This is a genomic window from Bradyrhizobium hereditatis (genome assembly GCF_020329435.1).
Classification (GTDB): Bacteria; Pseudomonadota; Alphaproteobacteria; order Rhizobiales; family Xanthobacteraceae; genus Bradyrhizobium; species Bradyrhizobium hereditatis.
In genome coordinates this window covers 149,758-164,700 of sequence record NZ_JAGKJK010000008.1, presented here as the reverse complement: position 1 = coordinate 164,700, position 14,943 = coordinate 149,758, and the positions used below count along the sequence as shown (strand labels likewise).

General features: G+C 61.8%; 12 protein-coding genes and 1 pseudogene. 6 read left to right on the top strand and 7 right to left on the bottom strand.

What is annotated here, in order from left to right:
* Positions 1–42: 42 nt before the first annotated feature.
* A pseudogene (locus J6524_RS37185) lies at positions 43–168 on the bottom strand (LysR family transcriptional regulator); the annotation flags it as partial.
* A gap of 207 nt (positions 169–375) precedes the next feature.
* Between J6524_RS37185 and J6524_RS20000 the strand changes: the two are divergent.
* The gene (locus J6524_RS20000) at positions 376–1,539 is read left to right on the top strand and encodes a mandelate racemase/muconate lactonizing enzyme family protein (protein WP_225673580.1); all 1,164 of its coding nucleotides are present in this window, start codon (positions 376–378) and stop codon (positions 1,537–1,539) included.
* Between the two features lie 24 nt (positions 1,540–1,563).
* Here the strand turns inward: J6524_RS20000 and J6524_RS19995 are convergent, their stop codons facing one another.
* Positions 1,564–2,790, bottom strand: a complete 1,227-nt coding sequence (locus tag J6524_RS19995) for a CaiB/BaiF CoA transferase family protein (protein ID WP_225673578.1) — start codon at positions 2,788–2,790, stop codon at positions 1,564–1,566.
* Positions 2,791–3,030: 240 nt separating this feature from the next.
* Between J6524_RS19995 and J6524_RS19990 the strand changes: the two genes are divergently transcribed.
* Positions 3,031–3,288 (top strand): type II toxin-antitoxin system Phd/YefM family antitoxin, encoded by a 258-nt coding sequence (locus J6524_RS19990; RefSeq protein ID WP_225673575.1) that lies wholly within the window; start codon positions 3,031–3,033, stop codon positions 3,286–3,288.
* Positions 3,285–3,668, top strand: a complete 384-nt coding sequence (locus J6524_RS19985; protein WP_225673573.1) for a type II toxin-antitoxin system VapC family toxin — start codon at positions 3,285–3,287, stop codon at positions 3,666–3,668. Before J6524_RS19990 ends, J6524_RS19985 begins: the two co-directional genes overlap by 4 nt.
* 99 nt (positions 3,669–3,767) lie before the next feature.
* On the opposite strand, the gene J6524_RS19980 is transcribed toward J6524_RS19985, so the two are convergent.
* Both J6524_RS19980 and J6524_RS19975 read right to left on the bottom strand, forming a co-directional pair.
* Positions 3,768–6,044 (bottom strand): ABC transporter substrate-binding protein, encoded by a 2,277-nt coding sequence (locus J6524_RS19980; RefSeq protein ID WP_312002422.1) that lies wholly within the window; start codon positions 6,042–6,044, stop codon positions 3,768–3,770.
* Between the two features lie 463 nt (positions 6,045–6,507).
* On the bottom strand, positions 6,508–8,799 hold the full coding sequence (locus J6524_RS19975; protein ID WP_512699571.1) for an ABC transporter substrate-binding protein: 2,292 nt from the start codon (positions 8,797–8,799) through the stop codon (positions 6,508–6,510).
* Between the two features lie 600 nt (positions 8,800–9,399).
* Between J6524_RS19975 and J6524_RS19970 the strand changes: the two genes are divergently transcribed.
* On the top strand, positions 9,400–10,524 hold the full coding sequence (locus tag J6524_RS19970) for a glycosyltransferase family 4 protein (protein WP_225673571.1): 1,125 nt from the start codon (positions 9,400–9,402) through the stop codon (positions 10,522–10,524).
* Between the two features lie 129 nt (positions 10,525–10,653).
* Here the strand turns inward: J6524_RS19970 and J6524_RS19965 are convergent, their stop codons facing one another.
* From J6524_RS19965 to J6524_RS19955, 3 genes are all read right to left on the bottom strand, one after another.
* Positions 10,654–11,016 carry an SPW repeat protein gene (locus J6524_RS19965; protein ID WP_225673569.1) on the bottom strand — a complete coding sequence of 121 codons (363 nt, stop codon included), beginning with the start codon at positions 11,014–11,016 and terminating at the stop codon, positions 10,654–10,656.
* A gap of 151 nt (positions 11,017–11,167) precedes the next feature.
* Positions 11,168–11,653, bottom strand: a complete 486-nt coding sequence (locus tag J6524_RS19960) for an Hsp20/alpha crystallin family protein (RefSeq protein ID WP_225673567.1) — start codon at positions 11,651–11,653, stop codon at positions 11,168–11,170.
* Between the two features lie 96 nt (positions 11,654–11,749).
* Positions 11,750–12,202, bottom strand: a complete 453-nt coding sequence (locus J6524_RS19955; protein WP_225673565.1) for an Hsp20 family protein — start codon at positions 12,200–12,202, stop codon at positions 11,750–11,752.
* A 797-nt stretch (positions 12,203–12,999) separates the two neighbouring features.
* On the opposite strand from J6524_RS19955, the gene J6524_RS19950 reads away from it, so the two are divergent.
* Entirely contained in the window at positions 13,000–13,740 is a 741-nt protein-coding gene (locus J6524_RS19950) for an NADH dehydrogenase ubiquinone Fe-S protein 4 (RefSeq protein WP_225673563.1), read from the top strand.
* A 194-nt stretch (positions 13,741–13,934) separates the two neighbouring features.
* On the top strand, positions 13,935–14,873 hold the full coding sequence (rpoH, locus tag J6524_RS19945) for an RNA polymerase sigma factor RpoH (protein ID WP_225674031.1): 939 nt from the start codon (positions 13,935–13,937) through the stop codon (positions 14,871–14,873).
* The last annotated feature ends 70 nt before the right edge of the window (positions 14,874–14,943 follow it).

The following is a 14,943-nucleotide window of genomic DNA, read 5'->3' as shown; positions in this document are numbered from 1 at the left end:
CGCTACGCCGTGCGTCGTGCGGGTAAACAAGGCCGCGCCGACCCATCCCTCAAGCGCGCGAATCCTGCGGCTGAAGGCCGGCTGGGTGACATGGCGCAGCTCCGCCGCCCTGGAAAAATTCAGGGTTTCCGCAAGCGCCAGATAGTCCTCAAACCAGATCAGCTCCATCGGTAATGCCAAATAAACATAACCAATTGCGCGAATAGCATTGGCCCGGCGCGAAATCCAGCCCTAACGATGTATGAACCAAGGCAGTAGCCGACGCCCATTGTAGAGGCGGCGCTGACGCGAGTCGGTTCGGTATAGTCGTTTCCGGCATAGCAGAATCAGCGGGGGCGGATCGAGCGATCTGAGAGCCCACACGGAAGGAATGCCATGCGTATTGTCGATGTCGTCGAGATCACCAAGCCGATCGCCTCCCCGATCCGGAATGCCTACATCGACTTTTCGAAGATGACGGCTAGCCTCGTCGCCGTCGTGACGGATGTCATGCGCGACGGCCGCCGCGTGGTCGGATATGGCTTCAATTCCAACGGCCGCTATGGTCAGGGCGGCCTGATCCGGGAACGCTTCCGCAATCGTATTATCGAGGCCGAGCCCACGAGCCTTCTCAATGACGACGGCTCCAATCTCGATCCGCATCGGATCTGGGCGGCGATGATGTCCAATGAAAAACCTGGCGGCCACGGCGAGCGTTCAGTTGCCGTCGGCACGCTCGACATGGCGATCTGGGACGCGGTCGCGAAGATCGCCGGCAAGCCGCTGTTCCGCCTTCTCGCCGAAAAGAAGGGCCGGGAAGCCAATCCCCGCGTCTTCGTGTATGCGGCCGGTGGCTATTATTACCCCGGCAAGGACAACTCGGCGCTACGGGCGGAGATGCGCGGCTATCTCAACCGCGGCTACAATGTCGTGAAGATGAAAATCGGTGGAGCGTCGATCGACGAAGATCGTGGACGGATCGAGGCCGTGTTGGAGGAAATCGGTCCGAAAGCGCGGCTCGCCGTCGATGCCAACGGGCGTTTCGATCTTGAGACTGCGATCGCCTACGCGAAGATGCTGCGCGACTACCCGCTGTTCTGGTACGAGGAGGCCGGCGATCCCCTGGACTACGCGCTTCACGCCGCTCTCTCGGAATTCTATCCCGGCCCGATGGCGACGGGCGAGAATCTCTTCTCACATCAGGATGCGCGAAACCTGCTCCGCTATGGCGGCATGCGGCCCGATCGGGACTGGCTGCAATTCGACTGCGCCTTATCGTACGGGCTTGTCGAATATCTCCGCACGCTCGACGTTCTGGCCCAGCATGGCTGGTCGCCGTCGCGCTGCATCCCCCATGGCGGGCACCAGATGTCGCTGAACATTGCTGCAGGCCTGGGCCTGGGCGGCAATGAGAGCTACCCGGACCTCTTTCAGCCCTACGGCGGCTTCCCCGACTCCGTTCGCGTCCAAGACGGTCACATCATCATGCCGGATCTGCCGGGCATCGGCTTCGAGGGAAAATCCGACCTGATCAAGGTCATGCGCGAACTGGCTGAGTGAGCCAAGGACGCGGTTGAGGTAGATCTAGACGATCTTCTGCGCCCTCAAGGCTTCCACCTTCGCCTCATCGTACCCAATCGTCGCCAGCACGTCATTGGTATCGGCGCCGAGCAGCGGCGGAGCGCGATATTCCTTCACCGGCGTGCCGGAGAAGGTGATGGCATTGCGGATCAGCGACAGGTCAGGCTCGAGGGGGTGATTGACCTTGACCTTCATGCCGCGCGATTGCACGTGGGGATCGTTGAACACCTGCGCGAAATCGTTGATGGGCCCTGAGGGCACGCCGGCCTTCTCCAGCTCTTCCAGCCAATAGGCGACCGGCTTCTTCAGGAACAGCCCGGCGAAGATCGCCATGATCTCCTTGCCGTGGGCGACGCGGTCGTTGTTCTTGATGAAGCGCGGATCGGTCGCGAGCTCGGGCGCGCCGAGCACGGCGCAGGTGCGCTGGAATTGGCCGTCATTGCCGACCACCAGCATCAGTTCGCCGTCGGTGCAGCGGAATACGCCGGCCGGCATGCCGCCATTACCCCAGGTGCCGCGCCGCGGCGGGGTCTGGCCGTTGACGAGGAAGATCTGCGCGTAATGCGACAGCGCGGCGATCACGGTGTCGAACAGGCAGACGTCGACATGCTGCCCCTCCCCGCCATTGGCCTTGCGGTGATAGAGCGCGGCCAGAATGCCGATCGAGGAATTCATGCCGGTCATGTAGTCGACGATCGAGGGGCCGACCTTCATCGGACCGGCGCCGGGTTCACCATCGATGTGCCCGGTAACGCTCATCAATCCGCCCATCGCCTGCAGGATCGCGTCGTAACCGGCGCGCGGCGCATAAGGGCCGGTCTGGCCGAAGCCGGTTACGGAGCAATAGATGATGCCGGGGTTGATCGCCTTGATCGATTCGTAATCGAGCCGATATCGCTTGAGGTCGCCGACCTTGTAATTCTCCATCATCACATCGCAGCTCTTGGCGAGCTCGCGGACGATGTCCTGCCCTTCCGGCGTCGCGATGTTGACGGTGACGGACTTCTTGTTGCGGTTGGCGCAGAGGTAGAACGAGTTGTTGTTATTGTTCTTGCCTTCGGGATCCTTCAGATAAGGCGGGCCGAAGGCGCGGGCGTCGTCGCCGCCGCCCGGACGCTCGATCTTGATCACCTCGGCGCCGAGATCGGCGAGCATCTGCGCCGACAGCGGGCCCGCAAGCACCCGCGTCAGGTCGAGAATTTTGATGCCCGAAAGTGGCAGAGCCGACATGAACTTCCTCCGAAAGATTTTGGCGTATGGCGCGGGAATGACTCCGGCGCTTTGCTGCTTGCCGATACACCATTTTATGCGGCTGAGCCCTGCGTTGTCGGCATGTAGGTATCCATAACGGGGCGGAAGCGCTGGCGACCGCGCCAATCGCTTGCGCTCGATTTCCGCACGCGGCAATTGAATTGGACCACCAATTGGTCTATTGTTCCTCATCCGTAGATGATCGGATCAAGACACGTTATGCGCATCCCCGTCTCCGAAGCCAAGGGACAGTTGACCGAGCTGGTGCGACGCGCCGAGGCCGGCGATGAAGTCATACTGACCCGTCATGGCCTGCCGGCCGTGCGTCTGGTTCCGGTCGCGGCGATGCCAGACCGGAAGACACGTCGCGCCTTGCTCGAGGCCGCACGCGCCAGCGGTGCGACAAAGGCGGCGACCGGCCCCACCGCCGCAAGGAGCCAGGATTTTCTGTACGGCGATGACGGCCTGCCTGGATGATCGCAGTCGATACGTCCGCTCTCATGGCCGTCGTGCTCGGTGAAGCCGAAGCCGACGCCTGCATTGCCGCGCTGGAAACAGAAGACGAGATATTGATCTCGGCAGTCACGATCGCCGAGGCATTGATCGTCGCGGACCGCCGCAACGTCGGCGACGAGATGGAAGGTCTGATCGACGGGCTCGGCCTCAACATCATCGCCGTTTCACTGGCCTCGGCACGAAGGGCCGCGCGCGCCTATGCACGGTGGGGAAAAGGCGTTCACGCCGCCGGCCTCAATCTCGGCGACTGCTTCGCCTATGAGGTGGCGAAACAGCATCGCTGCCCCCTGCTCTACATCGGCAGCGACTTCGCGAAGACGGACATCAAGGGTGTTCTGTGAGCCGGTAACGATGCCGGCCTACACATCTCATTGCTGACAGCAAAACGGGCGGCCCTTTAAAGGAGCCGCCCGCTGCAATTCTCGAACGTCGTTGCTTGATTACCTGGCCGGGCCGGCCTTGGCGCGGTTGGCGCGCCACTCCAGGAATTCGCGATAGAGAGGATCGCGGTCCTGCGGAGAGAACGCGGTGGCGGCTGGCGCGGCCACCGGCGGCGGCGCGGGCACGGCGGCCGATGCCGACGATACGGCAGAGCCTGAAGCCAGCGGCATGTTGCGGTCGAGCCATTCCTGCGCCGCCTTGAAGCGGGTCCAGCCCGACACCGTCGCGCGCAGCGCCATTTCCTTCCACTTCGGATGGAATGGCGGCCGCTGCAACTGCGCAACCTTGTCGAACATGGTGTCGACGAGGAGCGCCAGACGGCGATAGCGGTCGCTGTTCGGCGCCCAGTTATACGACGCCAGCACCGCTTCGGCCGCGATCGTCTCGACATAGCCGCCCTCCGCTACGAGGCCGGGATAGTCCTGCGACGAAAGCTTGGACGGCAGATATTCCTCCTGCAGCGTCTTGGCGTAGTCGACCGGCACCAGATGCAGGTTGCGATCATTGACCTGGTTCAGCCACTGCAACGGTTTGCCTTCGATCGCCACGATGGCGTCGACCTCGCCCTTGCGCAGCATGTCCACCGCAAGGCGCGGCTCCTGGTAGATCAGGTGCGGCCTGATGCCGAGACGCTCGAACACGTTGATCGCCGTCACGAAGGTCGAGCTGTCGGGCAAATCGACCACCACGGTCTTGCCGTCGAGTTCGCGCATGCTGGTGATCGTCTTCGGCGCGAGGACGTGCATTTCCTCGTTGAACATCTTCGCGACATAGACGAACTGGTTGCGGATATCCTTGGCAAAGTCCTTACGGTCGAGATAGGCGAGCGTGTCCTTGCGGACGATGCCGGCGTCGACGCCGCGCAGCAGCAGGATGTCGGCCACCGCCTGCACCGAGCCACGGCCCATGACCGGGAGAATCCGCAACGCCGTGCCGTTGTCGAGCACGGAGGCGAGATCGGCCCCCACCTGGGCGTAGGTCGAGCCGAACGAACCGGTCATCAAGCTCACCGTGTTGGCGTTGAGCTGGTTGGCCAGATCGCGCTTGGTGGCGGTGCCGTACTTGAAGATCGTCTTGAAGGAATCGCTGACCGCGCCCGGATCGATGCCGCTGCGCACCGGGCCGAAGTGCTGCCACTGGCCGTTGGTGAAACGCATCATGCGCATCTGCTCGATCGGCGCATGGTCGGACGGGCTAGTGTTGATCAGGATGCCCTGCACCATCATCGGAAGCTGGATGCCCTTGAGCGAGCGCGCCTGCTTCATGATATTCTCACGCGAGAGATCGTCGCCGCAATTCTTCAGCACCTCGACCAGCGATCGGCTGACCAGATAACCGAGAACGGCCTGGCCGTTGGTCCTGCTGACGCTCGGCACATAGCGCTGCATGAAGGCGGTCCATTCGCGGAACGCCGCGTCACCAGCCGCCGCCGAGTCCTCGCCCTCCAGCCGGTATGCCGCCGACAACACGCCTTCCGCATTTTGCGGGCCCGCCGGCTGAATCACGGCCGAATAGGAGTTGGCGATCGAGGCGACGAAATGATTCGGCCTCCAGCCGAGTTCGGCGGCTCGCCGGATCGCCATGATGGCGAACTTCGGCGTAGTGAACTCAATGAAGACGTCAGCGTTGGAGGCCTTCAGCCTGGCCATCTGCGCATCGATATTGGTGTCGGTGACCTTGTACGGCGCCTCGGCCACGATCGGCACCTTGCCGCCCAGACCGTCCTTCAGGCCCTTGAGATATTCCTTGCCCATTCCGTCCTCCTGATAGAGGACGGCGATCCGGCTGCGCGGATGGTTCTCGAGAATATACTGCGCATAAATCTGGGCTTCGGCAATGTAGGTCGGCAGGAAGCCCATGGTCCAGGGAAACTCCTGCGGCTGGTCCCAGGCTGCCGCACCTGACAACGCAAAAAGCTGCGGGACCTTCTTTGAATTCAGATAAGGCTGGATTGCCGCGTTCGTGTTGGTACCGATGGCCGCCATGGTGAAGAGAACCTGGTCCTCTTCGACAAGCTTGCGGGTCATCTCCATCGTCTTTGTGGGTTCGTAGGCGTCGTCATAGGTGATCATGTTGACCTTGCGGCCGTTGATGCCACCTTCGGCATTGACCTTGTCCATATAGGCCACGATGACCTTGGCGATGACGCCGTACGCCGAAGCCGGACCGGTATAGGGAGCCGTGATGCCGATGCGGATTTCGTTGCTGGTCGGCGGCGCCGCATACGCCTGTTCGCTCATCGCCGAGCCGGCCATTGCGGCAAGCGCCAGTGCCATTGCCGCGCTGCGCCGAGGCGCGGTGAAAAGCCGACGCAGGGCTTCACGGGCCACGGACCCGGACCATTGCGCTGCCCCACGAGTGTTGATCAAAACCCGCATTCTGCCCCCTTTGAGCAATACTATTGTGTGATTTTTCGAGCTGCGAAAGATGTACCGTTTCAGGCCCACTCGGAGACATTGTGTCTCAATTGGATTGATTTTGTGTCAAGGCCAGACGTTTGGCGCAGTTAGTCGATCGTGTGTTCGGCTACGACAATTTTAGGACATTAGAGTTACCAAAACTGCGCGCAGTACCCGTGCTTGTCCATGCGCGTGACAGTTGCGCAGCTGTCGTCCATATTTGGATTCGCGAAAATTGGCGTCGGCCGGTGCGATCGCGCGGCACAAAACAGGAAGCGTGGGCCAAAATAAGGCGGCCCGCCACATGGCAGGCCGTTCCAATCTCGAACAGTTGCCGTGACTACCGGTTGCCGGCCGCTTTGGCGCGGTTGGCGCGCCACTCCAGGAACTCGCGATAGAGGGGATCGCGTTCCTGCGGAGAGAGCGCGGCAGCTGCCGGCGGCACCGGCACAGCGCCTGATGCCGACGATACGGCCGCGCTTGCAGGCATATTGCGGTCGAGCCATTCCTGCGCCGCCTTGAAGCGGGTCCAGCCCGACACCGTCGCCCGCGGCGCCATTTCCTTCCACTTCGGATGGAATGGCGGCCGCTGCAACTGCGCAACCTTGTCGAACATGGTGTCGACGAGGAGCGCCAGACGGCGATAGCGGTCGCTGTTCGGCGCCCAGTTATACGACGCCAGCACCGCTTCGGCCGCGATCGTCTCGACCGACCCGCCATCCGCCAGCAGGTTCGGATAGTCCTGCGACGAAAGCTTGGACGGCAGATATTCCTCCTGCAGCGTCTTGGCATAGTCGACCGGAACCAGATGCAGGTTGCGGTCGGTGATCTGGTTCAGCCACTGCACTGGCTTGCCCTCGATCGCCACGATCGCATCGACTTCACCCTTGCGCAGCATGTCCACCGCAAGGCGCGGCTCCTGATAGACCAAGTGCGGCCTGATGCCGAGACGCTCGAACACGTTGATCGCGGTCACGAAGGTCGAGCTGTCGGGCAAGTCGACGACCACCGTCTTGCCGTCGAGATCCCGCACGTTGGTTATGGTCTTGGGCGCGAGGACGTGCATTTCCTCATTGAACATCTTCGCGACATAGACGAACTGGTTGCGGATGTCCTTGGCAAAGTCCTTGCGGTCGAGATAGGAGAGCGTGTCCTTGCGCACGATGCCGGCATCGACGCCGCGCAGCAGCAGAATGTCCGCCACCGCCTGCACCGAGCCGCGGCCCATCACGGGAAGAATCCGCAGCGCCGTGCCGTTGTCGAGCACGGAGGCGAGATCGGCGCCCACTTGGGCATAGGTCGAACCGAATGAACCGGTCATCAAGCTCACCGTGTTGGCGTTGAGCTGGTTGGCCAGTTCACGCTTGGTCGCGGTGCCGTATTTGAACAGCGTCTTGAAGGAGTCGCTGACGGTGCCCGGATCGATGCCGCTGCGCACCGGGCCGAAGAACTGCCAGTGGCCATTGGTGAAGCGCATCATCCGCATCTGCTCGATCGTCGCATGATCGGACGGGCTGGTGTTGATCAGGATGCCCGGCACCATCATCGGAATCTGCAGACCCTTGATCGAGCGGGCCTGCTTCATGATGTTTTCACGCGACAGGTCGTCGCCGCAGTTCTTCAGGACTTCGACGACGAGCTTGGCGTTCAGATAGGCGTAGACTGCCTGGCCGTTCGATTTGCTGATGCTCGGGACATAGCGCTCCATGAAGGCGCTCCAGTCGCGGAACGCCGCAGGTCCCGCGGCTTGCGCATCCTCGCCCTCCAGGCGGTACATGGCCGACATGATGCCTTCGCCGTTTTCCAGGCCTGCCGGCGCCATCACGGCCGAAACCGATTCAGACACCGAGGCGAGGAAATGCACCGGCTTCCAGTTGAGGTCGGCCAGCCGGCGGATCGCCATGGTGGCGAATTTCGGCGTCGTGAACTGCATGAAAATGTCGGCGCCCGAGGCCTTCAGCTTAGCGATCTGGGCATCGATGTTGGTGTCCGTCACCTTGTAGGGCGCTTCCGCCACGATCGGAACCTTCCCGCCGAGGCCGTCCCTCAGACCCTTGAGGTAATCCTTGCCGAAACCGTCATCCTGATAGAGCACCGCGATCTTGCCGCGCGGATGGTTCTCCAGGATGTAATGGGAATAGATGTGGGCTTCGGTCTGGTAGCTGGGCAGAAAGCCCATGGTCCAGGGAAAATCGCGCGGCTGGTCCCACATCGAGGCACCAGAGGCGACGAAGAGCTGCGGGATCTTCTTCGAGTTCAGATAGGGGTGGACGGCCTGGCTGGTGTTGGTGCCGAGGCTCGCAAAAATAAAGAGGACGTTGTCTTCCTCGACGAGCTTGCGGGTTGCCTCCATCGTCTTGGTCGGATTGTAGGCGTCGTCATAGGAAATGAAATTGATCTTGCGGCCCCTGATGCCACCCTCGGCATTGACCTTGTCGAAATACGCCGCGAGCACCTTGCCGATCACGCCATAGGCGGAGGCCGGGCCGGTATAGGGCATGGTGTTGCCGATCCGGATCTCGTTGTCGCCCGGCGCCGACAACGCCCTATCCGCGAGCGTCGGCGCGGCAAGCGCGGCCAGCATCAGCGCCGCTGCCGCCTTACGCCGAGGCGCGGCGAGAAGCCGGCGCACGGCCTCTCCGGTCCGAGACCGGGAGATCTGCCCTGTTTGTGGACGTGAATCGGTATTAGCCCGCATTGCGGTCCCCCCTTTGTGTTCCCCATTTTTATTTTTGTTATTTGCTGAATTGCGCGTTGCGCAGACGAGTAGGTTTTCAACGCTACTCGCCGACATTGTGTCCCAATCGGACTGATTTTATGGCGAGTCTAGGCGCTCCGTGTGACATGGTTACTACGGACGCCCTTCGACCGAGAAATGCACGGCATCGGCGCTAACTCGCTACACCATCGTGGTGCCGACGTGCGAGCGCCGATGTCCACGGCGCACGACCTTGCGGCTGGCGAAGGGAATCCAACCGCGCCTGGCTGCGCCAAATCGCATGCGCCGGCTGGGCTGATCGCTACTGTCTCTTGTTGCCGGGCTCTGCGGCGATCAGCCGAATTTTTCCCCGACAACCTGCTGGAACCAGTCCGGCCCTTCCAAGTTCATAGGCTCGCGCTGCCGGCCATGTGCGGCAGCGCGCACACAGTGATCAAGAAAATAAGGCGGTCAAACGCCGGGCGCCCCACCCGGTGGCAAGGCCGGCCTGGACTGCACGAACGGAGAGACAAGATGAGGATTGCGCAAATTGCTCCGCTTTTCGAGAGCGTGCCGCCGCGGCTCTATGGCGGAACCGAGCGGGTCGTTGCCTACCTGACCGAGGAGCTGGTGCGGCAGGGGCATCAGGTGACGCTGTTTGCGAGCGAGGATTCCATCACTTCCGCCGAACTCGTTCCCTGCGCGCCCCGCGCCCTGCGCCTTGATCCTGACGTCCGCGATCATCTTCCCCACCACATGATCATGCTGGACAAGGTGCGCGAACGCGCCGACGACTTCGACATTCTGCATTTCCACGTTGATTATCTGCACTTCCCGCTGTTCCGGTCCGAGCGCGGCCGAACGCTGACGACGCTTCACGGCAGGCAGGACCTCGCCGATCACATGCCGTTCTACCGGCGATTTTCCGACATGCCGCTGGTCTCCATATCAAACGCGCAACGCGCGCCGCTTACCGGCGTGAATTTCGTCGGCACCGTCTATCATGGGCTTCCGCGCGGCCTGCATGCGCCTAGCTTCGACCCGCACGGCGGCTATCTCGCCTTTCTCGGCCGCATCTCGCCTGAGAAACGCCCTGACCGCGCCATCGCGATTGCTCGCGCGGCGGGTCTTCCGCTGAAGATCGCAGCCAAGGTCGACAAGGTGGACGAAGCGTATTTCCAAAACGTCATCGCCCCGATGCTCGGTGGAGGCGGCGTCGAGTTCATCGGTGAGATTAACGACAATGCCAAAGGTGAATTCCTGGGCCAGGCGGCCGGCCTCCTGTTCCCGATTGACTGGCCCGAGCCGTTCGGCCTGGTGATGATCGAAGCCATGGCTTGCGGCACGCCGGTTCTGGCATTCCGGTGTGGATCGGTGCCGGAAATCGTCGAGGACGGGCTGACCGGCCGGATCGTCTCGAGCGTCGACGAGGCGGTGCGCGCTGTTCCGGAGTTGCTGGCGCTGGACCGCCGCGCGATCCGCGCCCGCTTTGAGGAGCGCTTCTCCGCTGCGCGGATGGCGGCGGACTACGTCAAGATCTACCAGAAAATGCTGCGCAAGCAGCCCGCCCCGCAACTTCAGATATCAGCAATGGCGGCGCTTTCGGCCGCGGCCAACGGCATCGAGGCTTCCCCGGCGGCCGCGCGCAAGGACAATTGAACCGCTTACCGAGACGGCCGGCCGTCATGATCAACGATTGACGACGGCCGGCGGCATCTCCTGATGCACCGCAGCTACAAGACGAAGGGAGGCGGCAGAAGCCCCCTCCCTTCGCCAAGTATCAGGGTATTAGGCTGTCACGTGCGGATGGCTCTGGTGCACAAACCAGATCCGCAGAGCAGCAGCGGCCGCCACCAGGAGTCCGGCTACGACATGGAGTGGTGTGACAGTTGCATTAGACGAGAACTGCAGCACCCACGGCGATAGCGCGACCCACACACCGGCGGCGAGGGACATCCACTCCGGCCATTCGGCAAACACCGCCAGCGCTGCTACTGCAAGCGCGGCGACCAAGAGGCCGCTTAACCAGGCATTCCAGTTAGTGGGACTTTCAGCGGAGAACCCAAGGGCCCATGGTGACAAGAACAGGGCCAGGCCGAGTACAAGATTTACCGCATCGGCGATCATGTCTTTTTTCCAGGCAGTGTTCATTGTGCTGCTCCTTACATTGGCTGCTTTGATTGGCTCCTTTCAATTCACTCTCTTCCTAAGATCAGTCGAGCTTCTGACCAGAGCGGCGGCTGACCTTGGTGGGACAAACCACCGGTACGGGCGGGAGCACCAAACTCCCGCCCGCCCGCGGTTATTTGCCGTTAATGGCGATCCGTTTCACCTTCTGCTGCGCGGCAGGTAGCTTTGGCAGCGTCACGGTGAGAACGCCATCCTTGAACGACGCTCCAACCTTGTCCTGATCGACATCATCGATCGGGATCGAACGCTCGAAGCGCCCGTAGTAGCGCTCGCTGAAGCGACGCTCCTTGTCTTCGGTCTCGCTCTTCTTCTCGCCGCTGATCGTCAACAGCCCATCCCTCAGTTCGATGTTGATGTCCTTCTCCTGGAGACCGGGAAGTTCAGCGATGACCTTGACCTCCTTCTCGGTCTCGTCGACCTCGACGCTCGGCCAGCTCATCGCTTGCGAGCTGAACGGAGCGACATCGAAGGAGCGGAACGCATCGTCGAACAGCCGATTCATCTCACGATGAAGCGCGAGGAACGGATTGGGCTCGTTGCGGTGCAGGCTCAAATCACGAGAGCCGTTGTTCCACGGGATAAGGTCGCGTAGTGCCATAATTGTCCTCCTTTGTTCTTTAGGTTCACTGGACAGAGCTCACGCGCGCGGCCACGCCGCGCACGGGCGGTTCGGCAGCCTCGAACGCGAAGTCCGTCAGGCCGCCTGCTTCTGCTCGATTTGCTGGTTGTCGTTGGCGATGACCTCGATCGCGATACGACGCGGCTTCATCGCCTCCGGCAGTTCCCGAACCAATGCAATCTTCAGCATGCCGTTCTCGAAGGCGGCGTCCTTCACCTGGACATAGTCCGCCAGGTTGAAGAGGCGGCGGAACGGCCGCATTGAGATTCCCTGGTACAGGTAGTCGGGATCACCCTTGTCGGCCTTGCGGCCTTCGACCGTGAGCTTCGATTGCTCCGCGGTGATGGTGATCTCCTCCGGGCTGAAGCCCGCCAGCGCCAGTGAGATCTGGTACTGGTCCTCGCCGGTACGCTCGATGTTGTACAGCGGATAATTTTCGCTGTCGTTCATCGTGTCGTTGACGAGGTCGAACAGGCGATCGAAGCCGACGCTCGAACGCCAGAGCGGGGACAGATCGTAGGTTCCCATAGCCACATCCTCCTTGTGAGCAACATGGATAGGAGCAACGCCGGGACATCCCCGGCGGCGCCTCGGCCGGACCCTGACAGCATCCGGCGTCACGCCTGTGACACCGAAAGAACTAGAAGGATTTAGCTCGGTTTCAAGGCCACAACCTGCGAGTGCGTCACATTTTCTCGCCACCCTCGCGTCCGAGCGTCGCACCTCTTGACCCCGCGCGGAACTTACCTAGATCGACCGCCGCCAAAGCCTTTGCGGGATTGGCGCGCCCGGTCCCCAGGGAGACGGCGCCAAGGAGTCCACGTTGCTTTCGGGAGGATGTGGTTATGAAGATGACATCTCACGTTCAGTCTACGCTCCGTTTGAGCAGGACAATCGTCCGTCTGCTGGAGCGACTGGCCAGTCAGACAGCCGCGACAGTCAGGAATTGGCGCATCAGGCTCGCTCGTCGCAACAAGTAATGCGGGAGGAAGAGTGATGCGCGGTCTACTCGCAACTTTCGTCGCGTTCGCCATGCTGTTCGTCGCAAGCGAAGCGGCGGGTGCGCAGCGGAAGAAGCCTCAGCAGCATACCAATTCGAGCGCAGTCGTTCATACGGACGGGCCGCAGCAGCCGGTGTCCAGTCGGAGTACGAGGCCCAACCGTGCGATCAGCGCAAGCCCGACGTTTCGGGCCGAGGATATCGTTCCGGATATCTGCAAGGGGTGCTCCTCCTGACCGGCTGGCCGGTCTGCCCGCAACGGTACGGACGAATGACACGTGCGCGGCTGGAAGCGGTTTTCCTTCGCCAGAAATGGGAGGGAAAAATGGAGACAGTCACGATCAACGGATTGAAGAAGACACGACGAGAAGCGGCCTTTGCGGCCAATGACGATCATATGCCCGACGGGCGCTTGACCCCGTCCCTATTTCCAAGGGACGCGGTAGCCCGCATCTTCCGGCCGCAGCGATCGGCGATGACCTCCGGAAATTCTCGCAGCAAGGGCTGGCGGCTTGTCTTCGAGCGTCGAAGCGCACCCTATGTTGAGCCCCTAATGGGATGGACCGGCGACGATGATCCGCTCGCGACTGTCGGACTCAGCTTCCCGACGCTCAAGGCAGCGATCCGCTATGCCGAGCGGCAGCAAATCCCGTACGTCGTTGAGGGCGGACCGGAGCAGAACGCGAAAGAGCTACAGGCTATGCCGCATAAGATGACACGCGCCTTCTCCGATGCGACCCTGGCAAGGCTGGGACTTGGTTCCCTTCAGGAAAGCTACGACAAAGCCGTTGCCGGCGCGGAAGCCCGGCACGATCGCCGTGGCGAGGAAGGCTGGACTTCACCCATGGCGGTGGTGCGCGATGCCAGCCTTTCGCTCGATGCGAAACGCTCGATCCTGATCGACTGGGCCTGGACCGAATATTTGATCGACCAGGCGACCAACGAGGGCATGCCGGAGAACGGCCGGCCGTCGCGCCTTCACGAGGTCGAGCTTGCATTGCTGGCTCTCGAGCGCGCAAACGCGCCGGTCGAGCGCGTGGCGCCGGCTTCAGAACGCGCAGCCTGAGCTGCAACGCCTCGGCTGCCGCCTCCACCTGTGCGCCGCCGATCGCCTTTGGCTTTCAAGCCAATCTCAACGGAACAATCCGGAAGTTACGACATTTTGTGGACGCCGCCGGCTTGACGCGCTTGGGCGCCTCTCCGGGTCCAAGCGCAATGCTCGGCAGCTCGCACCCACTTTGCTCTCAGGAGGAATTGGATATGAGCACCCTGTCTGTTCTGTCAAATCTACCTGCGCTTCATTCGGAAGGCGGGCTCTCCCGCTATCTTACGGTCGTTCGCGAGTTTCCGCTGCTGAGTGCGGACGACGAAGCCATGTACGCGCGCCGCTGGCACGAGCACGGCGATCGCGAAGCGGCCTATCGCCTGGTGACAAGCCATCTCCGGCTGGCTGCGAAGCTGGCCCTGCGGTATCGCGGCTACGGCCTTCCCATCGCCGATCTGATCTCGGAGGCGAATCTGGGCCTGATGCATGCGGTAAAGCGGTTCAACCCTGAAAAAGGTGTTCGGCTCTCCACCTATGCGATGTGGTGGATCAAGGCGACCATCCATGAGTACATTCTGAGGTCCTGGTCGCTGGTGAAAATCGGCACGACGGCTGCCCAAAAGAAGCTGTTCTTCAACCTGCGAAAGCTGAAAAGCCGGATTTCCGCAGGCGAGGACAGCGACCTGTCACCCGAACAGGCAAAATATATTGCCGCCGAGCTGAACGTCGATTCCCGCGAGGTGGTCGAGATGAACGGGAGGATGCGAGGTGACATTTCACTCAACCTGCCCACGACGCGGGAAGACGGTTCCGAGGAAATGCAGAATTGGCTGCTCGATCCGGCGCCAGATCCCGAAACCTTGCTGTCGGAGGCGCAAGATCGCAACCAGGTAAGGACCGCACTGAAGGAGGCCCTGACTAGTCTGACGCCTCGCGAGCGCCACATCGTCAGAGCGCGTTTCCTGGCTGAACAGCCGACAACCCTCGAGGACCTGGGTGCCACCTTCGGCGTGTCCCGCGAACGGGTCCGGCAGATTGAGGTTCGCGCACTGCAAAAAATCAGGGGCGCACTGCGCACTCGCCTCGGCGGAACGCTGTCCAACTATGGGCGCCTTGATCTGCCGCGGACCTCCGGCGCCATTGCCTCGGCTTAAAGGAAGGCGAGCGCCGCTTCGGTGCTCGCCACTACCCAAGGAACATACGCCGAGACTTGCGCTCGTCACG

Bases quoted from the DNA above. Each gene is read 5' to 3' on its own strand.
- J6524_RS20000 (WP_225673580.1), top strand. From the start codon at position 376: ATGCGTATTGTCGATGTCGTCGAGATCACCAAGCCGATCGCCTCCCCG.
- J6524_RS19995 (WP_225673578.1), bottom strand. From the start codon at position 2,790: ATGTCGGCTCTGCCACTTTCGGGCATCAAAATTCTCGACCTGACGCGG.
- J6524_RS19990 (WP_225673575.1), top strand. From the start codon at position 3,031: ATGCGCATCCCCGTCTCCGAAGCCAAGGGACAGTTGACCGAGCTGGTG.
- J6524_RS19985 (WP_225673573.1), top strand. From the start codon at position 3,285: ATGATCGCAGTCGATACGTCCGCTCTCATGGCCGTCGTGCTCGGTGAA.
- J6524_RS19980 (WP_312002422.1), bottom strand. From the start codon at position 6,044: ATGGCACTGGCGCTTGCCGCAATGGCCGGCTCGGCGATGAGCGAACAG.
- J6524_RS19970 (WP_225673571.1), top strand. From the start codon at position 9,400: ATGAGGATTGCGCAAATTGCTCCGCTTTTCGAGAGCGTGCCGCCGCGG.
- J6524_RS19965 (WP_225673569.1), bottom strand. From the start codon at position 11,016: ATGAACACTGCCTGGAAAAAAGACATGATCGCCGATGCGGTAAATCTT.
- J6524_RS19960 (WP_225673567.1), bottom strand. From the start codon at position 11,653: ATGGCACTACGCGACCTTATCCCGTGGAACAACGGCTCTCGTGATTTG.
- J6524_RS19955 (WP_225673565.1), bottom strand. From the start codon at position 12,202: ATGGGAACCTACGATCTGTCCCCGCTCTGGCGTTCGAGCGTCGGCTTC.
- J6524_RS19950 (WP_225673563.1), top strand. From the start codon at position 13,000: ATGGAGACAGTCACGATCAACGGATTGAAGAAGACACGACGAGAAGCG.
- rpoH (WP_225674031.1), top strand. From the start codon at position 13,935: ATGAGCACCCTGTCTGTTCTGTCAAATCTACCTGCGCTTCATTCGGAA.